Origin of the sequence: Candidatus Nitrosoglobus terrae (assembly GCF_002356115.1) — a bacterium.
Classification (GTDB): domain Bacteria; phylum Pseudomonadota; class Gammaproteobacteria; order Nitrosococcales; family Nitrosococcaceae; genus Nitrosoglobus; species Nitrosoglobus terrae.
The window spans coordinates 669872-688009 of the sequence record NZ_AP014836.1; the positions used below are offsets into that span (position 1 = coordinate 669872).

The following is an 18138-nucleotide window of genomic DNA, read 5'->3' on the forward strand; positions in this document are numbered from 1 at the left end:
ATATTCTAATGTGATACCTAAAAAGAGGGCTTACTTTGTCTGCCGATGTGGTGCTAATTTTAGAGAGTAATCAGGAGCGCGGTCGCTCTCTTCAAACTATCATTGAGTTTGCAGGCTATCATTCTGCCCTTGTAGGGCAAAGCGGGCAATGGCAAGAAATTATAACTAATCCTCAAAGTATTGCCGCCGTTTTGCTCAGTAGTTATGAGCGAGATCTAGATAAAGCGGCAGCTATGATAAAAGAGTTAAATAATGAGGAAATCCAGCTACCGGTGTTTATTTTGGTACCTAAAGAGGATATTCATGCTAAAGAAACTTGGTTCTTACCTGGAAGTTTGGGGATAATTCGCTACCCTTTTTTTCACGCAGAATTAACCAGTATTTTGCAGAATGCAGAAATTTTTCGAGAAAGCCAGCGGCAAAAAGAAGGTGTTGGGCATCGACCAGTAGATCTGTTTCGAAGCTTAGTAGGCAGTAGCCGTGCTATCCGAACTATTCGTCATTTAATAGATCAGGTTGCCGATTCTAATGCCACTGTGCTGATTTTAGGAGAATCGGGTACAGGTAAGGAAGTCGTAGCTCGTAATCTCCACTACTACTCCTCACGTCGAGGTAAGCCTTTTATTCCAGTAAACTGCGGGGCTATTCCGGGTGAGTTATTGGAAAGTGAGCTTTTTGGCCATGAAAGAGGGGCATTTACTGGGGCGATTACTGCACGCCAGGGCAGATTTGAGCTTGCTCAGGAAGGGACTTTATTTTTAGATGAAATTGGCGATATGCCTATGGCGATGCAGGTGAAGCTGCTACGGGTGTTACAAGAGCGGACCTTTGAGCGCGTGGGGAGTAATAAATTAGTGAATGTAGATGTCCGGATTATTGCAGCAACCCATCGAGATTTGGAAGAGCAGATTCGAGAAGGAAATTTCCGCGAAGATTTGTATTATCGCCTTAATGTTTTCCCGATTGAAATGCCACCTCTAAGGGATCGTGCTGAAGATATCTCGCCGCTCATTAACGAAATTATTACCCGAATTAAGCACGAAAAACGAGGATTTATTCGCTTAACTCCAGCTGCAGTGATAGCTATTTGCCAGTATCCATGGCCTGGCAATGTACGGGAGTTAGCTAATTTAATTGAGCGTCTAACTATTTTATACCCTTACAGTGTCGTGGATTATTGCGATCTACCAGAAAAATATAAGACAGGTATCGTGGAGAGGCCCCTGTCCTCTTTAGAGAGAAGATCTTTAGCGTTAGAGCAGACGGTGGATATTTTAGAAATTCCTCGACTACCACAAGAAGGCTTAGATCTTAAGAAACACCTTAATCGTGTTGAGTATTCACTTATTAAGCAGGCATTAGACGAAGCTAATGGGGTGGTTTCTCAGGCAGCTAATCGGTTACGGATGCGACGTACTACTTTAGTCGATAAGCTTCGTCGATATGGTATTCAACGGGAAGAAGATATGCTGTCGTCGGAGGTTTGATTATATTTTATGGTAACCCGTAAGTAGTAGTTAGGAAGCTAGCTTAATTTCTGTTTCAATAGCTTCTAACGCTGCCACCGGATCGGCAGCCGCTGTGATAGGTCGACCAATGACAAGATAATCAATACCTAGAGAAATGGCTTTACTTGGTGTTAATACTCGTTGTTGGTCTTCTATTAAAGTACCCATTGGCCGGATTCCAGGCGTAACTAATAAAAACTCTCCTCCCCAAGTTTGGCGAAGCATTGAAGCTTCTAAGCCTGAGCAGACAACGCCGTTAAATCCAGCTCGACGAGTAAGTTGTGCTAGTTGCAGTACATTGTCTTCTAAGGTTCCAGATAATCCTATTTGCTTTAATTGGTCAGAGTTAATACTGGTTAAAATCGTGACTGCAATCAGTAATGGGGGAGAAGTCATTTTAGCTAAGGCTTCTTGTGCTGCTACCATCATGGGTAGTCCACCTAAAGCATGAACATTCATCATCCATACACCAAGATCAGCTGCTGCAAGGCAGGCTCGTGCTACCGTGTTAGGAATATCATGGAATTTCAAATCTAGAAAGACCTTAAAGCCTTGAGTAGTCAGGTGTTCCACTAATTGTGGACCCGAGCGAGTAAATAACTCCTTACCTACTTTAACTTGGCATTGGGCTGGGTTGAGTTTGCTGGTAAACGCTAAAGCTTGATTGGCATCTGGGTAATCCAAGGCAATGATAATGCGGGATGTCTCTTGGCTGCGCTTAGTCATAATAAAACGTTCGAGTTATCTTTTTATTACCTATTATTTTTCTGCTATCGTTTTTTCACTTTCTAAATTTTAATAATTTGCTGATATTATCATAATATTTACAATTTTTATGGCAACTAAACGATGAAATTTGAATTGCTGGCTAAATCAAGGGCAGCTCGACGGGGACGGCTTAGTTTTCCTCGAGGGACTATAGAAACGCCAGCCTTTATGCCTGTTGGAACTTGTGGAACAGTTAAAGCTATGACTCCCGAAGAGCTGATTGCGGGAGGCGCTGAAATTGTGCTTGGAAATACTTTCCATCTTATGCTTCGCCCTGGCGTAGATGTGATTATGGAACATGGTGGGCTGCATGGTTTTATGCATTGGGATCGCCCCATCCTGACAGACTCAGGAGGGTTTCAGGTCTGGAGTTTAGGTAAGATGCGGAATATCACTGAGCACGGGGTTAGCTTTCGCTCACCTATTGATGGTCGTTTAGTATTCCTTGGGCCTGAGGAATCAATGGCTATACAACGAGGCTTAGGGGCGGATATTGTCATGATATTTGATGATTGCACTGCCTATCCTGTCGATGAGAAAGTAGCACGTTATTCTATGGATCTTTCTCTTCGTTGGGCAGCCCGATCTCAAGAAGCTCATGGAGATTGCCAAGCGGCATTATTTGGCATTATTCAAGGCGGTATGTATGAACACCTCAGAGATCAGTCATTACAGGGGCTAATTACCTTTGGGTTTGATGGCTATGCTATTGGTGGTTTATCCGTAGGGGAACCTAAAGAGGATATGCTAAGAATTTTAACCCATATTACGCCGCAGATGCCGGTAGATAAGCCCCGTTATTTAATGGGAGTAGGGAGACCTGAAGATATTGTTGAGGCGGTATGGCGAGGAATTGATATGTTTGACTGCGTTATGCCAACGCGTAACGCTCGTAATGGGCATCTATTTGTTCAAGAAGGGATAGTTCGCATTCGTAATAGTCGCTACCGTAATGATGTTCGTCCATTAGATGATTCGTGTACTTGTTATACTTGTCGTCACTATAGCCGGGCTTATCTGCATCATTTAGATAAAAGCCGTGAGATTCTTGGCGCACGTCTTAATACGATACATAATTTATATTATTATCAGCAGTTAATGAATCAGCTAGGTAAAGCAATTGAAGAAAACAGATTAGAAGAATTTGTCACTGAATTTTATGCTATGCGTGTACCTAGCTTGCTTCCTGTGACATAATTATTAAAAATTTAATTCGACTTAGGAGGCCGTAACATGTCTAGCATGCTAGATTTTTTTGTTTCATCAGCTTGGGCGCAAGGACAACCAGGGCCTCAGCCTCCAGGAGTGCTATTTAATGTCATTTTTTTCGCATCTCTGCTCCTTATATTTTATTTCTTATTAATTAGACCGCAGCAGAAGCGAGTTAAAGAACATCGTAAGTTAGTAGATGGATTACAAGCGGGTGATGAGGTAATGATTGAAGGGGGCATTATGGGGCGGCTTATGGAGCTGTCAGATACCACAGCGGTAGTGGAAATTAGTGAGGATGTGAATATTAAAGTACGACGCCAATCTGTGGCTTCAGTTTTACCCAAGGGCACTCTTGAAAGACTTTAAAAATATTAAGCTATCCTCGATGAATCATTATCCTCTATGGAAAAACCTACTGGTATTAATAATAGTACTTGTAGGTACACTCTATGCCGTACCTAACTTATTTGGTGATATCCCAGCCCTACAAATCTCAGCAACTCGAGGTGCTAGCCTTGATGCAGGGATTGAGAGTCACGTGAAACAGATATTTAAAGATCGAAATTTAGATTATCAATCCATACGCTTAGAAGATCAGCGTTTATTGATACTACTGCGTAATGCTGATACTCAGCTTAAGGCTCAAGATATCCTTCGCGAAGGGTTAGGTTCAGATTACTCAGTAGCACTGTATTTAGCCTCCGCTACTCCTAGTTGGTTAAAGGCTATTGGGGCTTTGCCTATGAGCTTGGGACTAGATCTACGAGGTGGGGTTCATTTTCTCATGGAAGTAGATATGAATGCAGCTGTTCAGCAGGCTGAGGAGCGTTATGTAGAGGATCTACGAGCTTTACTAAGAGAGAAGAAAGTACGTTATCTTGGTATTGGCCGGCTTGGTGCAGAGGGGATAGAAATTAAGTTCCGCGATACAGATCAGCGAGATCAGGCTGAAAAGCTTATCCGTGATGAATATTTTAAATTGCAATTACAGTCTGTAAATGGAGAAAAATCCTTTCGTTTAAAAATTATCTTAGATGAAAAAGAAAAACGCGAGATTGGGCGCTTAGCTGTGCAACAAAACATTACTACATTACGTAATCGCATTAATGAACTAGGGGTTACAGAGCCTACAATCCAACAGCAAGGCCAAAATCACATCGTAGTAGAACTACCAGGAGTACAGGATCCAGCACGAGCTAAAGAGATTTTAGGAGCTACAGCAACGCTAGAGTTTCGTCTAGTTGATACGACTCATGCAGCAGTCAAAGGAAGAGTGCCTGCAGGATCCCGATTGTATTATGAGCGCGGTGGTACACCTGTATTGCTCAAGAAACGGGTAATTTTAACGGGTAGCCATATTACTGATGCGGCTTCGGGTATTGATTCACAAAGTGGCACCCCAGCGGTATATGTCACCCTAGATGGCTCAGGGGCTCGTTCTTTTAGCCGAGTAACGGGTGAGAATATTGGCAAGCCTATGGCCGTAGTTTTTATAGAAACTAAAGCTGAGACCCAATCAGATAGCGAGGGTAATCTTACTAAAACTCATAGACAAATATCAGAAGTTATCAATGTAGCGACCATTCGGGATCAGCTGAGTAAGCGTTTCCAGATTACGGGGCTTGATTCTACTGAGGAAGCGCGTAATTTAGCTCTTTTATTGCGGGCAGGCGCTTTGGCGGCACCTACTGATATTGTTGAGGAGCGGACAATAGGTCCAAGTTTGGGTCAGGATAATATTGAGAAAGGTTTCCGGTCAGTATTAGTAGCCTTTCTTGTTGTTTTTGTTTTTATGGCAGTCTACTATCGGGTTTTTGGGCTTATTGCCGATCTAGCGCTAGCAACTAATGTTGTTTTGTTAGTTTCACTGCTCTCATTGTTACAGGCTACACTTACTATGCCAGGCATTGCTGGTATTGTGCTTACCGTAGGTATGGCAGTCGATGCTAATGTTTTGATATTTGAACGCATTCGCGAGGAGATTCGTAATGGCAATAATCCTCAAGGTAGCATTGATGCTGGCTATCGAAATGCTTTAGCTTCTATCGCTGACTCTAACCTTACTACATTGATCGCTGCTATTGTATTATTCGGGGTTGGGAGCGGGCCTATTAAAGGATTCGCGGTAACCTTATCACTAGGTATTTTGACATCTATGTTTACTGCTATTATCGGGACTCGATCTGTTGTTAATCTTATTTATGGCGGCCGACGTAAAGTAAAGCTACTTATATAATATAAAACTAAGGTAGATGTTCTGTTCACTTGAAATAATAATTATTCCATCTGTTTTGATATCCTTTCTTATTTATAGCTACATGGTTTTGCTTTAAACTTTGAGTAACCTGCTGGTGGCATGAAAAATGCTATACGTAGCATAATTTCCTAGATGCTGAAATTCTTTATATTTTTATGCCTATTACATTCCGGGCCTGCGGGTGCCCCACCTTCATCGGGTTTATTAGCCCAGACCTTATTAGCTTATCTAAGTGTAGAGTGGTTAGTATCTATGCTCCATATGGAGCTTGCTGAAGGATTATTATTAACTTTGATAGATACTAAATAGGTATGACGGAAATTTTACTGATAGTATGAGGTTTCAGGTCTCGCTTACAGCAGACTTTAATATCATTAATGGGTGCTGGAATGTTGATTGAAATCTTAGCTTTCTCTATATTATTCGGGCTAAAAATAGTAGCAGAACAAAAAGGATTTTTGCTTGGATTGGGATCTTTGTTATTAATTGGGCTTATGATTTGGAATACAGTCATAACAGCGCATATTATGTGTGAGGCATTATCATTCTCCTTCACAATAGGGGCGCTTGTAGCAGTGATTTATGCTTTGATTTCTATTCAAGTAATGGATTTTATTTTTCCTACAGCTTAGGCAGAGATGCCAATACATCACATTCATATTTTAGGGATTTGCGGTACGTTTATGGCTGGATTAGCGTTATTAGCGCGAGAATCTGGCTTTCATGTAAGTGGTTCTGATATCAAAGCTTATCCTCCTATGAGTGAACAGTTGGAAGCTGCAGGTATTTATGTTTATGAGGGATATGATCCAGCTGTTTTAAAGCCAGCCCCGGATCTAGTGATAATAGGTAACGCTATCTCTCGCGGTAATCCCGCAGTGGAATATATATTAGCTCAGAGACTACCTTATACCTCAGGGCCTCAATGGCTAGCTGATCATATTCTACGGGGGCGATGGGTATTAGCAGTAGCCGGCACTCATGGTAAGACTACGACAAGTAGCCTTTTGACATGGATATTAGAATATACGGGTCGTATGCCTGGATATCTTATTGGTGGAATTGCTAAAGATCTGGGTGTTTCAGCGCGACTTGGTCAAAATCCTTATTTTGTTGTTGAAGCGGATGAATATGATACTGCGTTTTTTGATAAACGATCTAAGTTCATTCATTATCATCCTCAAACTTTAGTGCTTAATAATCTAGAATATGATCACGCTGATATTTTTCCTAATTTAGAAGCAATCCAACAACAATTTCACTATTTAATCCGCACGGTAGCGAATAATGGACTTATTCTTGCGCCTCAAGGAGATAGGGCTTTAGAGGTAGTGATTGCGATGGGTTGTTGGACTCCTATTATTTATTTTGGAATAGATTCGAAAAATAGAGTATTGGCAGCTAATACTATAGCTGAGGATGGTAGTTATTTTGAGGTATGGTATGAGGGTAGTTATCAAAGTAAGGTAGAGTGGTCACTCCTTGGGCATCATAATGTTAGCAATGCTTTAGCAGCTATTGGTGCGGCGCGGCATATTGGAGTACCAATAGATCAAGCTTGTCAGGCATTAATGCAATTTCAAGGTGTACGGCGACGCCTAGAAATATGTGGTAAAGTAAATGGAATAACTGTTTATGATGATTTTGCTCACCACCCAACCGCTATTATTAAGACTCTAGCTGGATTGCGAGCACGAGTGGGTAAGGATCGTATTATTGTCGTATTAGAGCTTGGTTCTAATACTATGAAGCTTGGAATCCATCAACATATTTTGGCTCCAGCGCTAAATTTAGCGGATTGGATACTTATTTATCAGCCTATAAATCTTACTTGGTTAAATTCAGTCACCGATCATCTTAGGGATAAAGCTTTAGTATTGGCTGATATTCAGGCTATAGTAGATAGCCTATGTACTTATACTCGAATAGGCGATCATGTAGTCATTATGAGTAATAGCGGGTTTGGTAGTATTCATCAGCGGTTAGTAAAAGCCTTACAGGTAAGTAGTGAGTGAATCCTTGCGAAATAGCTGTGGCTATGACGGGCGCTTCCGGCATTGTTTATGGGCTAAGATTATTAGAATGCCTACTTAAAGCAGATATCTCTGTACACTTGATGGTATCGAGCGCGGCTCAAACAGTTGTAGCGATGGAAACTGATTTACGGTTTCCTACTCGCTCTCGGGATTTACAGAAATACTTAGCCGCTTATTTTTCAGTAGCGCCTGAATTACTCTATTGTTATAGTGGGATTCAGTGGACTGCGCCACTGGCAAGTGGCTCGCATCGCATCCAGACTATGGTAGTTTGCCCCTGTACAGTAGGAGCAATTTCAGCTATTGCTCGGGGTGCTAATGATAATCTTATTGAGCGAGCTGCTGATGTAATGCTTAAGGAACAGCGAAAGCTAATTTTAGTGCCTAGAGAAGCCCCATTTTCAGTTATTCATTTAGAAAATATGCTCACTTTAGCTCGGCTTGGCGCAGTTATTCTTCCAGCTAACCCAGGGTTTTATCACCGGCCGCGTCGAGTTGAGGATTTAGTAGATTTTATAGTAGCCAGAATCCTTGATCATGCGGGAGTGAAACATCATATAGTGGCTCGCTGGGGTGAGGTTATTTTATAGCCTATAAGATTTAAAAGATTATTTGCTACATACATATGTTCTGTTGCTCTGCTAGGAAAAATAAAAAATTTATTATAAAAGTGAGGCCTGAACCGTAATAGTGGTACCTCCTTTAGTGGGCAATTGAATAAGTTGTTTTTGATGGTTATCTAATGCTGCTTTAGCAATCTTCTTCTATGTAAGGAATCATAATAATGTAACTGATATCCTTAGTTAGAAAGATTACCAGCAGCTATAACAGTGAGTAAAATTGGAATCGTAGCTAGATGAATATATGAGTGCATTGTGCCACATCTTTTTATTACATAGGTAATAATCTTGATTCTTTAGGTTTATGGTTGCTCTATAAAATGCCTCTTGTCTATTTGCGCTGTAATTTCTATCGCAACTTGTGTTATAGATATTGCCTGCTGCTTGCTTTGAGGCAGCGCAGAGTCGAACTGCAGTTTAAATAAAATTTTGCAGAAATATTGTTTAAGTTATCGTCCCATGAGCAAAGCATATCTTTCCTGAAAAAGCAGTTGTCTAGCTAATTTTTCCTAAACGCCAAGCTACCATGATAAGCCCAAATCCTAGGCCAGCTAATGACCAGCTGAGTAGAGGAATTCCAGCCCATATAATTGGAGTGTAGCCAATCCCGCTATAAATAGTAGCTGAGCCTACTAGAAGCGCAGCTCCTGCTATAGCTGCAGCGGTACGCAAGCTAGCTCGGCGTATTTCTTGGTTTAGTTTTTTGAGATCATCAGCAGCAATGCGTATTTGTAAATGACCTTTACTGGCTTGTTTTGTAACCTCGTGAATGAGTAATGGAATCTCTGGCAGAGTAGTGGCCCATCGGGGAACATTGGATTTTAAGGTATTATAAGCTCCATAAGGCCCTGCTTGTTCGCTCATCCAGCGTTCTAAGATCGGCTTGGCCGTCTGCCATAAATCCAAATCTGGATAAAGATTACGACCTAGGCTCTCAATGTTAAGTAGGGTTTTTTGCAGTAATACAAGCTGAGGTTGAACTTCCATATGGAAGCGGCGAGCGGTTTGAAATAGCCGTATTAATAATAGGCCGAAGGAAATCTCTTTTAGCGGCCGATCAAAAATAGGCTCGCAGACACTGCGAATAGCGGATTCAAATTCATCAACCCGAGTATTGGCAGGTACCCAGCCTGCATCCACATGTAATTCTGCAACACGCCGATAATCGTGATTAAAGAAAGCAAGAAAATTTTCTGCTAGGTAACGCTGATCTTCAGGCCCTAGTGTTCCCATGATGCCAAAGTCGATAGCGATATAAGCTGGGTTTTCTGGATTTTTAGTTGAGACTAGGATATTACCTGGATGCATATCAGCGTGAAAAAAACTGTGCCGAAAAACTTGAGTGAAGAAAATTTCAACGCCAACTTCAGCTAGCCGTTTAAAATTGATGTGATGCCGTCGAAGTTCGCTGATAAGGCCGATAGGAATACCGTGAACTTGCTCCATAACCAGTACATTGGGGCGAGTGTAATCCCAATAAATGCTGGGAACATAGAGATTAGCATAACCGGTAAAATTACGCCGTAATTGAGAAGCTGAGGATCCCTCTCGAAGCATATCAAGCTCATCATATAAGCTTTTTTCCAGCTCTGCCACGATTTCGCGAGGATGTAGCCGCGGTCCTTCTGACCAATATCGCTCAGCAAGACCTGCTAGTAGATAAAGGAGGGCTACATCTCCTTGAATAACTCGTTTAATCCCTGGGCGTACGACTTTAACGACTACTTTAGAACCATCATATAATTGAGCTGTATAAACTTGGGCGATAGAAGCTGATGCTAGTGGTTTCTCATTAAAAGCCGCAAATATTTTTGACAGTGGCTGATTATAGGCTGATTCAATAATTTCTCTTGCTTGTTCGCATGGGAAAGGAGCAACACGATCTTGTAAGAAAGCAAGCTCTTTTGTAATATCAGTAGGTAGTAAGTCATAGCGAGTGGAGAGTAATTGACCGAATTTAACAAAGATAGGTCCAAGATCCTCTAAAGCACGGCGAATTCGAACGCCTCGTGGGGCAGTAGAGGTTGTTTTGCGCCAGTGCCCAGGGGCTATATATATTAAAAACCGCAGAGGACGAAATAGACGGGTTGCAAGAATAATTTCATCTAGCCCGTGACGCAGTAGGGTCCAGTTAATATATATTAGGCGTAAAAATTGGCGTAAAGTCATGATTGTTGGCGTAATCGTTGGATTCGTACCTCTATTCGATCTAAGTCGGCTCGAAGATAGTCAACTGTGTTAAGAAAGCCAGTTACTTCACCATGATCAGGTAGTAGTTTAATCTCTTCATGTAGATATTCGGTCAGACTTTGCCCGAGGGCTTTTATCGTATGTTGGCTCCAAGCCTTAAAGCTACGTACGCTATTTCCGAGCTGATGAGCTGGAATATCGCTAATATAGCGAGATAATAATTCTTCCCAATCCAAATTAAGCTCTTGTATAAGCACTTTAATTTGTTGGCTAAGCTCTATATCGCCGTGGATCTGGATACCGCTTGTAGGAAAAATGTTAGGCGAGTCGGATCTAGCAGTGGCAATCTTTAAAAGATCTAAAGGTGTACCTGATAAGGTAACAACTGGTGGTACATGGGAAGTAGTGCTTAATGTAATAGCATTAGGGTTAAGTTTAATAAAAATTTTAAGCTCTAAGCCCTGTAATTCAATAGCAATACACTTTCCGGACATAGCTATCAGTCTTTTAAAGCTATTAGGATCAGCCCGTAAAATAGTGTTAATTGATGCTGCAATAAAGATTAATAGGATAGGGGGTACGTACACGGTATTGTGTTCTATTGATTGTAGCTAATTAGGTTTATGAAAAACCTTTAGTTATTAATTTTATATCAATATTTATAACCTTTATGTAAAGCAACGATACCATGGCTTAGATTGTAAAAATCACAATGGTCAAATCCAGTAGATTGTATTAACCTTTGCAAGGATTCTTGATCTGGGTGTCGGCGAATAGACTCTACCAAGTAGCGATAACTATCGGCATCCCCTGTGACTAATTTCCCAAGCCGAGGTAAGAGCTGAAAAGAGTATACATCATAGAGAGGTGTTAACCATGATGCAGGTTTGGAAAATTCTAGTATAAGCAACTGACCGCCCGGTTTTAAAACTTGATACATAGAACGTAAGGCTACTTCCTTTCGGGTTACGTTACGTAGACCAAAAGCGATAGTGACTCGATCAAAGTAGTTAGCTGGAAAAGGTAGACACTCTGCATTAGCTTGCACATAGCTTGGATTTTCAACTTTGCCAAGATTGATAAGCCGTTCTCGGCCTTGTGTCAACATGCTTGAATTAATATCTGCTAGGATAATATGGCCATTATTACCAATAAGATCAGAAAATGATCTGGCAAGATCTCCGGTACCACTAGCCACATCTAGGATCTTCATCCCTGGACGAATGCCGCCTAGCTCAATAAGAAAGCGTTTCCAAAGACGATGCATCCCAAATGACATTAGATCATTCATAAGATCATAGCGACTAGCTACTGAGTGGAAAACCTCAGCGACTTTATGAGCTTTTTCTTCTATAGGGATTTCTTGAAAGCCAAAATGGGTTGTTTCTTTTCGGTTCATTATCTATTTCTGCTAAAAACGCTAGTCTTTGGTTTTAAGATCTTTGCGAACGTAACCCACTTGTTGTAAACGATCTAAGTACTTTTTCCATAGGTGAGCCTGTTCTTTGCCTAGCTTATAAAGATATTTCCAAGAGTAAAGGCCAGTATTATGCCCGTCATCAAAGTATAGCTTGATAGCATAGTTACCTATAGGTTCAATATTAGTTACATTAACTGCGTCTTTATCAACAAGTAAAATTTCTTGACCGGGGCCATGCCCTTGTACCTCTGCTGAAGGAGAGAATATCCTTAAAAATTCGCAAGAAAATGCGAATTTAGCACCATTATCGAAGCTCAGTTCAAGCATACGAGATTGGCGGTGAAGTTTAATTTCAGTAGGCTGAGGGGATTGCGTCATTTGAGGCTTTAGGATTAAAAAACAGCTAATTTTTATAGAATATAGCGCGATAAATCTTCATCCTGAGCTAAATCAGCCAACTGCACGTCTACATAGCCTGAATCAATAACAACCTCTTTGCTAGCATGATCTTCAGCTTCAAAAGAAAGGCCCTCTAGTAAGCGCTCCATAACAGTGTGTAGGCGTCGAGCGCCAATATTTTCAGTGCGCTCATTGACTTGCCAAGCAACTTCGGCGATACGGGCGATACCATCTTCAGTAAAACGTAAAAATATTCCTTCGGTTTTTAAGAGAGCAATATATTGTTCGGTAAGGGAAGCTCTTGGTTCAGTGAGAATACGTACAAAGTCATTAACATCCAGTGCGTTTAGTTCGACTCGAATAGGTAAACGCCCTTGCATTTCTGGAATAAGATCTGAAGGTTTAGCAAGATGGAAAGCCCCTGATGCAATAAACAGGATATGGTCAGTTTTTACCATGCCGTACTTAGTAGAAACCGTATTTCCTTCTACTAGAGGAAGTAGATCCCTCTGTACGCCCTCACGGGAGACATCAGTGCCAGAGAACTCAGAGCGTTTGGCAATCTTATCTATTTCATCGAGAAATATAATACCATTTTGTTCTACGTTATTGAGAGCTCTAGCTTTTAAATCCTCATCATTAATGAGCTTCCCCGCTTCCTCTTCAGTGAGTAATTTAAATGCTTCACGTATTCGCAGTCGACGAATCCGTGTGCGCGTACTCCCTAAATTTTGAAATAAACTTTGAAGCTGATTTGTCAACTCTTCCATACCGGGAGGAGCCATAATTTCAACGCCCATAGATGTAATAGGTAGTTCAATCTCAATTTCGCGGTCGCCCAATTTTCCTTCTCGCAACATTTTGCGAAATTTTTGTCGGGCGCTTGATTCTTCCTCTACTATCTCATTAGTTGCAGTTCTAGCGGAAGGCAATAGGGTATTAAGAATTCTCTCTTCAGCTATATCTTGGGCTTGATTACGGACTTTAGACATCTCTTGCTCACGGGTCATTTTGATGGCTATATCCATTAAATCTCGGATAATAGATTCTACATCTCGACCTACATAACCTACTTCAGTAAATTTAGTTGCTTCGATTTTAATGAAAGGGGCATTGGCTAATTTAGCAAGACGTCGTGCAATTTCAGTTTTGCCTACTCCGGTTGGCCCGATCATAAGAATATTTTTAGGAGTAATTTCATTGCGTAGCTCCTCACTTACTTGGCACCGGCGCCAGCGGTTACGAAGAGCAACAGCTACGGCTCGCTTAGCAGCCGATTGACCGATGATATGCTTATCTAGTTCCTGAACGATTTGTCGAGGGGTAAGTTCGGGCATGGTCGATTTAGCCTGAGAGTTCTTCAATAGTTAGGTAAGTGTTAGTATATATACAAATATCCGCAGCAATAGTCAGCGCTTTTTCAACGATAGCATGAGCATTAAGATCGGTATTTTCTAATAGAGCGCGGGCCGCTGCTTGAGCATAGGAGCCCCCTGAACCAATAGCCATTATGCCATGCTCTGGCTCGATAACATCGCCATTGCCTGAGATAATATAGGATACTTTACGATCTGCAACTGCTAGGAGCGCTTCAAGCCGCCTAAGAGAGCGATCAGATCGCCAATCTTTAGCTAATTCCACAGCAGCGCGTACTAAATTACCTTGATGTTTTTCCAATTTAGCTTCAAAGCGCTCAAAGAGTGTAAAGGCGTCGGCAGTACCGCCAGCAAAGCCAGCAACTACTTGATCGTGAAATAGTCGCCGTACTTTACGTGCGTTACCTTTCATAACAATATTATTCATACTAACTTGGCCATCGCCTCCAATAACCACCTGTTCTTGGCGTCGTACTGAAAGAATGGTTGTGCCGTGAAAATACTCCAAAAGCCCCTGCTCCTTTTAGTTAAATTATGACTGAAGTGCTAATTTTACACCAATTCTAGCTTTATAAACTTAATATTTAAATGTTTTTTAAAGAGCTTCTGCCTAGTAATTAGCAGGTCTCATATTTATTTGGCATAGAATAGATTATAATGTTAGTATCTTGTGTATATTAGGTAATGATTTACAATAGCTTCTTTTAATTTGAACACTAATTAATTTAAGTAAAAATCCTTACTAAACCCTTCGTTGTATTTAGCAGCTATATATTTCCATGGTCAATTTTAATATTAATAACTGTCAAGGTAATTTGGATAAGCATTAAAATACTTATTCATAAGAAGATTATTTAGAAATAGCAGCTATATATGTAACTAGCTAATTTAGCTGAGAGCTTAGAGGTTATTTGCTTAATTACTAGATAGTAGTGCGTTAGCTTGTATAATTTAAGCTTTAAACCATTAATATGGTATAAGGCTATCCCTTTGCTCATTGTTAAATTTTATAGATATTGACAATTTATTGTAAACAGGTAATAATATTGGGATTCGATTTTGGAGGGGTTCCCGAGTGGCTAAAGGGATCAGACTGTAAATCTGACGGCACTGCCTTCGGAGGTTCGAATCCTCCCCCCTCCACCAGCTAGTTGTTACTATATAAACTATAGCTAGGAAGTTATTTTTTTCAAAGATGTGTCGGCGGGCGTAGTTCAATGGTAGAACCTCAGCCTTCCAAGCTGATGACGTGGGTTCGATTCCCATCGCCCGCTCCATATTATTAATTATAAGTTTATCAAGAGTACTTGAGTTAATTTATTGTGATACTGCGCCCATATAGCTCAGCTGGTAGAGCACTTCCTTGGTAAGGAAGAGGTCACCGGTTCAAGTCCGGTTATGGGCTCCAAAGTTATTAGCAGTCTAAATTTTATTAGTGATGTTTGTTTTTTTAATGAATGATAGCTGTACCCATAATATAGTCGTTGCATCGTCAAATAGTTTACGTGATCTAAAGATAAGGAGATTTTATTATGTCCAAGGCGAAATTTGAGAGAAAGAAGCCACATATTAATGTAGGGACGATTGGCCATGTAGATCATGGTAAGACGACGCTAACGGCGGCATTAACGAAGGTATTATCGGCACAATATGGTGGGGAGTTTAGAGCCTATGATCAGATTGATAATGCGCCGGAGGAGCGAGAGCGAGGGATTACGATAGCTACATCCCATGTAGAATACGAGACCAAAGATAGACACTACGCGCATGTGGATTGCCCGGGTCATGCGGATTATGTAAAGAACATGATTACGGGTGCGGCACAGATGGATGGAGCGATACTAGTAGTATCGGCGGCGGATGGGCCGATGCCACAGACTCGGGAGCACATACTGCTAGCGAGACAAGTAGGAGTGCCATATATTCTAGTATATTTAAATAAAGCGGACATGGTAGATGATCCAGAGCTGCTAGAATTGGTGGAGATGGAAGTACGGGAGTTACTAGATAGTTATCAATTTCCTGGGGATGAGACGCCGATTGTAGTAGGGAGCGCTTTAAAGGCTTTAGAAGGGGATGAGACCGAGATAGGGGTAGCGTCGATTATGAAGCTAGTGGAAGCGATGGATGCTTATGTTCCAGAGCCGCAGCGGGCGATAGATCAACCGTTTTTGATGCCGATAGAGGATGTATTTTCTATATCTGGTCGTGGTACGGTAGTTACGGGGAGAGCGGAACGAGGGATTATCAAGGTAGGTGATGAGATAGAGATTGTAGGGATACAGGAGACGCAGAAGACCATCTGCACGGGTGTTGAGATGTTTCGTAAGCTGTTGGATGAAGGTCGTGCGGGAGATAACATAGGGGTATTGCTGCGAGGAACCAAGCGAGAGGATGTAGAGCGTGGTCAAGTGTTGGCTAAGCCGGGGTCGATTACACCGCATACGAAATTTCAAGCAGAAATTTATGTGCTTTCTAAGGAGGAGGGTGGGCGTCATACTCCGTTTTTCAAAGGTTATCGGCCACAGTTTTATTTTCGGACTACGGATGTGACGGGCGCTGTTGATTTACCTGAGGGAGTAGAGATGGTGATGCCTGGTGATAATGTTCAGGTGACGGTGAGTTTAATAGCTCCTATTGCGATGGAAGAGGGTTTACGTTTTGCAGTTCGGGAAGGGGGACGTACTGTAGGCGCTGGTGTCGTTAGCAAAATTATTGAATAACAGTAATAATATGGTTAAACAACAGGTAATTAGAATCAGTAAGAATAATAAATTAAATATAGCTAACTATGCCTCCCTTGTTGTTTACTATTGTGCTATTAATTAGGCCAGTAGCTCAATTGGCAGAGCGGCGGTCTCCAAAACCGCAGGTTGGGGGTTCGATTCCCTCCTGGCCTGCCATTTTATTACGCTTAATTAAGCTATTTTTAGCCCTAGGAATACTATGGCAGATATTATCAAATTTACAGTAGCCTTACTGTTGCTGGGTACGGCGACTGGTTTATTCTATTATTTTGGAGATCACTCTACACCTTTGCGTGTATTTGGATTACTTATAGCACTGGGTATTTCGCTAGCAATTTTAGCAAAAACAGTACGTGGCCAAGCAATATTAAATTTTACAAGCGAAACCCAAGCAGAGTTTCGTAAAATAGCTTGGCCAGCGCAACAAGAGACAACTCGAACTACATTAATAGTACTACTTATGGTCGTGGCTGTAGCAAGTATATTATGGCTATTTGATATGTTATTGATGTGGGTTGTCCGTCTATTGACTGGGCAAGGAGTTTAAAATGGCTAAGCGCTGGTATGTAATACAAGCGTTTTCAGGGTTTGAGCAGCGGGTAAAACGATCTCTTGAGGAAAGGATTAGCCAGTATAATTTACAGGGGAAATTCGGAGATATCTTAGTACCTACTGAGGAGGTTATTGAGATGCGCGAAGGCCAGAAACGTAAGAGCGAGCGTAAGTTTTTTCCTGGCTATGTTTTAATCCAAATGGAAATGGATGATGAGACTTGGCACTTGGTTAAGGATATACCTCGGGTGCTTGGTTTTATCGGTGGCGCTAGTGATAAACCAGCCCCAGTTGCAGATAGTGAAGCCGAAAAAATATTGGAGCGGATTCGGGAAGGAGCGACGCAGCCAAAGCCTAAAATCCCATTTGAGCCCGGTGAAATGGTACGTGTCACTGAAGGGCCTTTTACTGACTTTAATGGTGTAATTGAGGAAGTTAGCTATGAGAAAAATAAACTCCGAGTAGCAGTATTAATTTTCGGGCGATCAACTCCAGTTGAGCTTGATTTTGGACAAGTTGAAAAAAAATAAAAGAAATATTGTAGCCTTTATGCTCTAGGCTTAATTGGATATGAGTTCTCTGGGAAGTAATAGTCCTTTTTTATACGCAAGGAGTGATTGTGGCAAAGAAAATAGAAGCTTACATTAAGTTACAAGTGCCCGCAGGGCAAGCTAATCCAAGTCCTCCGGTGGGGCCAGCGTTAGGGCAGCGTGGTGTTAATATTATGGAGTTTTGCAAGGCATTTAATGCTCAAACTCAGGGGTTAGAGCAAGGGGTGCCTACGCCTGTAGTAATCACTGTATATTCTGACCGTAGTTTTACTTTTGTAACCAAAACTCCACCAGTTTCAGTCTTACTTAAAAAAGCAGCAGGAATAAGTTCTGGGAGTAAGCGACCAAATAGCGATAAGGTCGGTAAGGTAGATCACGCCCAGTTAGAAGAGATTGTAAAAATAAAGATGCCTGATTTAACAGCGGCGGATAAGGAAGCGGCTATTCGTACTATTGTTGGTAGCGCACGTAGTATGGGATTAGAAACGGAGGGTATCTAAAT

General features: G+C 41.4%; 19 protein-coding genes and 4 tRNA genes. 16 read left to right on the forward strand and 7 right to left on the reverse strand.

Annotation, left to right across the window (positions count from 1 at the left end):
• Positions 1 to 35 precede the first annotated feature (35 nt).
• Positions 36 to 1487, forward strand: a complete 1452-nt coding sequence (locus tag TAO_RS03210) for a sigma-54 dependent transcriptional regulator (RefSeq protein WP_096526592.1) — start codon at positions 36 to 38, stop codon at positions 1485 to 1487.
• 30 nt (positions 1488 to 1517) lie between these two features.
• Here TAO_RS03210 and pyrF read toward each other — a convergent pair whose 3' ends face one another.
• Positions 1518 to 2234: an orotidine-5'-phosphate decarboxylase gene (pyrF, locus tag TAO_RS03215; protein WP_096526593.1), complete on the reverse strand. Its 717-nt coding sequence runs from the start codon at positions 2232 to 2234 to the stop codon at positions 1518 to 1520.
• A 123-nt stretch (positions 2235 to 2357) separates the two neighbouring features.
• Between pyrF and tgt the strand changes: the two genes are divergently transcribed.
• The 7 genes from tgt to TAO_RS03245 all read left to right on the forward strand — a co-directional run bounded on the left by tgt (position 2358) and on the right by TAO_RS03245 (position 8371).
• On the forward strand, positions 2358 to 3473 hold the full coding sequence (gene tgt / locus TAO_RS03220; RefSeq protein WP_096526594.1) for a tRNA guanosine(34) transglycosylase Tgt: 1116 nt from the start codon (positions 2358 to 2360) through the stop codon (positions 3471 to 3473).
• A 36-nt stretch (positions 3474 to 3509) separates the two neighbouring features.
• The gene (gene yajC, locus TAO_RS03225; RefSeq protein WP_231910558.1) at positions 3510 to 3854 is read left to right on the forward strand and encodes a preprotein translocase subunit YajC; all 345 of its coding nucleotides are present in this window, start codon (positions 3510 to 3512) and stop codon (positions 3852 to 3854) included.
• 19 nt (positions 3855 to 3873) lie between these two features.
• Positions 3874 to 5724 (forward strand): protein translocase subunit SecD, encoded by a 1851-nt coding sequence (gene secD, locus TAO_RS03230; RefSeq protein WP_096526595.1) that lies wholly within the window; start codon positions 3874 to 3876, stop codon positions 5722 to 5724.
• 153 nt (positions 5725 to 5877) lie between these two features.
• Complete coding sequence (locus TAO_RS09855) at positions 5878 to 6054, forward strand: hypothetical protein (protein ID WP_231910559.1); 177 nt, start codon at positions 5878 to 5880, stop codon at positions 6052 to 6054.
• A gap of 68 nt (positions 6055 to 6122) precedes the next feature.
• Positions 6123 to 6377: a hypothetical protein gene (locus tag TAO_RS09860; RefSeq protein ID WP_231910560.1), complete on the forward strand. Its 255-nt coding sequence runs from the start codon at positions 6123 to 6125 to the stop codon at positions 6375 to 6377.
• A 6-nt stretch (positions 6378 to 6383) separates the two neighbouring features.
• Positions 6384 to 7760, forward strand: coding sequence for a UDP-N-acetylmuramate:L-alanyl-gamma-D-glutamyl-meso-diaminopimelate ligase (gene mpl / locus TAO_RS03240; protein WP_096526596.1), 1377 nt, complete (start codon positions 6384 to 6386; stop codon positions 7758 to 7760).
• Positions 7761 to 7783: 23 nt separating this feature from the next.
• A complete protein-coding gene (locus tag TAO_RS03245; protein WP_172419101.1) occupies positions 7784 to 8371 on the forward strand; it encodes a flavin prenyltransferase UbiX in 588 nt (195 codons plus the stop codon).
• A gap of 525 nt (positions 8372 to 8896) precedes the next feature.
• On the opposite strand, the gene ubiB is transcribed toward TAO_RS03245, so the two are convergent.
• From ubiB to hslV, 6 genes are all read right to left on the reverse strand, one after another.
• On the reverse strand, positions 8897 to 10570 hold the full coding sequence (ubiB, locus tag TAO_RS03250; RefSeq protein WP_408607618.1) for a ubiquinone biosynthesis regulatory protein kinase UbiB: 1674 nt from the start codon (positions 10568 to 10570) through the stop codon (positions 8897 to 8899).
• Positions 10567 to 11178, reverse strand: coding sequence for a ubiquinone biosynthesis accessory factor UbiJ (locus TAO_RS03255; protein ID WP_096526599.1), 612 nt, complete (start codon positions 11176 to 11178; stop codon positions 10567 to 10569). Before TAO_RS03255 ends, ubiB begins: the two co-directional genes overlap by 4 nt.
• A 65-nt stretch (positions 11179 to 11243) precedes the next feature.
• Positions 11244 to 11990 carry a bifunctional demethylmenaquinone methyltransferase/2-methoxy-6-polyprenyl-1,4-benzoquinol methylase UbiE gene (gene ubiE / locus TAO_RS03260; RefSeq protein WP_096526600.1) on the reverse strand — a complete coding sequence of 249 codons (747 nt, stop codon included), beginning with the start codon at positions 11988 to 11990 and terminating at the stop codon, positions 11244 to 11246.
• 21 nt (positions 11991 to 12011) lie between these two features.
• The gene (locus TAO_RS03265) at positions 12012 to 12389 is read right to left on the reverse strand and encodes a gamma-butyrobetaine hydroxylase-like domain-containing protein (RefSeq protein WP_096526601.1); all 378 of its coding nucleotides are present in this window, start codon (positions 12387 to 12389) and stop codon (positions 12012 to 12014) included.
• 32 nt (positions 12390 to 12421) lie between these two features.
• Positions 12422 to 13747, reverse strand: coding sequence for an ATP-dependent protease ATPase subunit HslU (gene hslU / locus TAO_RS03270; protein WP_096526602.1), 1326 nt, complete (start codon positions 13745 to 13747; stop codon positions 12422 to 12424).
• Between the two features lie 7 nt (positions 13748 to 13754).
• Positions 13755 to 14294: an ATP-dependent protease subunit HslV gene (hslV, locus tag TAO_RS03275; RefSeq protein WP_096526603.1), complete on the reverse strand. Its 540-nt coding sequence runs from the start codon at positions 14292 to 14294 to the stop codon at positions 13755 to 13757.
• A gap of 553 nt (positions 14295 to 14847) precedes the next feature.
• Between hslV and TAO_RS03280 the strand changes: the two genes are divergently transcribed.
• The 8 genes from TAO_RS03280 to rplK all read left to right on the forward strand — a co-directional run bounded on the left by TAO_RS03280 (position 14848) and on the right by rplK (position 18136).
• Positions 14848 to 14932, forward strand: a tRNA-Tyr gene (locus TAO_RS03280).
• A 57-nt stretch (positions 14933 to 14989) separates the two neighbouring features.
• Positions 14990 to 15063: transfer RNA gene (locus tag TAO_RS03285), tRNA-Gly, on the forward strand.
• 55 nt (positions 15064 to 15118) lie between these two features.
• A tRNA-Thr gene (locus TAO_RS03290) sits at positions 15119 to 15194 on the forward strand.
• Positions 15195 to 15318: 124 nt separating this feature from the next.
• On the forward strand, positions 15319 to 16509 hold the full coding sequence (gene tuf, locus TAO_RS03295) for an elongation factor Tu (RefSeq protein WP_096526604.1): 1191 nt from the start codon (positions 15319 to 15321) through the stop codon (positions 16507 to 16509).
• Positions 16510 to 16613: 104 nt separating this feature from the next.
• Positions 16614 to 16689 (forward strand) — tRNA-Trp (locus TAO_RS03300).
• Positions 16690 to 16732: 43 nt separating this feature from the next.
• Positions 16733 to 17080 (forward strand): preprotein translocase subunit SecE, encoded by a 348-nt coding sequence (secE, locus tag TAO_RS03305; protein WP_096526605.1) that lies wholly within the window; start codon positions 16733 to 16735, stop codon positions 17078 to 17080.
• A 1-nt stretch (position 17081) separates the two neighbouring features.
• Positions 17082 to 17615: a transcription termination/antitermination protein NusG gene (gene nusG / locus TAO_RS03310; protein ID WP_096526606.1), complete on the forward strand. Its 534-nt coding sequence runs from the start codon at positions 17082 to 17084 to the stop codon at positions 17613 to 17615.
• 89 nt (positions 17616 to 17704) lie between these two features.
• Positions 17705 to 18136, forward strand: a complete 432-nt coding sequence (gene rplK / locus TAO_RS03315; protein ID WP_096526607.1) for a 50S ribosomal protein L11 — start codon at positions 17705 to 17707, stop codon at positions 18134 to 18136.
• Positions 18137 to 18138 lie beyond the last annotated feature (2 nt).

Bases quoted from the DNA above. Each gene is read 5' to 3' on its own strand.
- TAO_RS09860 (WP_231910560.1), top strand. From the start codon at position 6,123: ATGGGTGCTGGAATGTTGATTGAAATCTTAGCTTTCTCTATATTATTC.
- nusG (WP_096526606.1), top strand. From the start codon at position 17,082: ATGGCTAAGCGCTGGTATGTAATACAAGCGTTTTCAGGGTTTGAGCAG.
- secE (WP_096526605.1), top strand. From the start codon at position 16,733: ATGGCAGATATTATCAAATTTACAGTAGCCTTACTGTTGCTGGGTACG.
- ubiB (WP_408607618.1), bottom strand. From the start codon at position 10,570: ATGACTTTACGCCAATTTTTACGCCTAATATATATTAACTGGACCCTA.
- ubiE (WP_096526600.1), bottom strand. From the start codon at position 11,990: ATGAACCGAAAAGAAACAACCCATTTTGGCTTTCAAGAAATCCCTATA.
- pyrF (WP_096526593.1), bottom strand. From the start codon at position 2,234: ATGACTAAGCGCAGCCAAGAGACATCCCGCATTATCATTGCCTTGGAT.
- mpl (WP_096526596.1), top strand. From the start codon at position 6,384: ATGCCAATACATCACATTCATATTTTAGGGATTTGCGGTACGTTTATG.
- hslU (WP_096526602.1), bottom strand. From the start codon at position 13,747: ATGCCCGAACTTACCCCTCGACAAATCGTTCAGGAACTAGATAAGCAT.
- TAO_RS03245 (WP_172419101.1), top strand. From the start codon at position 7,784: ATGACGGGCGCTTCCGGCATTGTTTATGGGCTAAGATTATTAGAATGC.
- yajC (WP_231910558.1), top strand. From the start codon at position 3,510: ATGTCTAGCATGCTAGATTTTTTTGTTTCATCAGCTTGGGCGCAAGGA.
- secD (WP_096526595.1), top strand. From the start codon at position 3,874: ATGAATCATTATCCTCTATGGAAAAACCTACTGGTATTAATAATAGTA.
- tuf (WP_096526604.1), top strand. From the start codon at position 15,319: ATGTCCAAGGCGAAATTTGAGAGAAAGAAGCCACATATTAATGTAGGG.
- TAO_RS09855 (WP_231910559.1), top strand. From the start codon at position 5,878: ATGCTGAAATTCTTTATATTTTTATGCCTATTACATTCCGGGCCTGCG.
- TAO_RS03265 (WP_096526601.1), bottom strand. From the start codon at position 12,389: ATGACGCAATCCCCTCAGCCTACTGAAATTAAACTTCACCGCCAATCT.
- tgt (WP_096526594.1), top strand. From the start codon at position 2,358: ATGAAATTTGAATTGCTGGCTAAATCAAGGGCAGCTCGACGGGGACGG.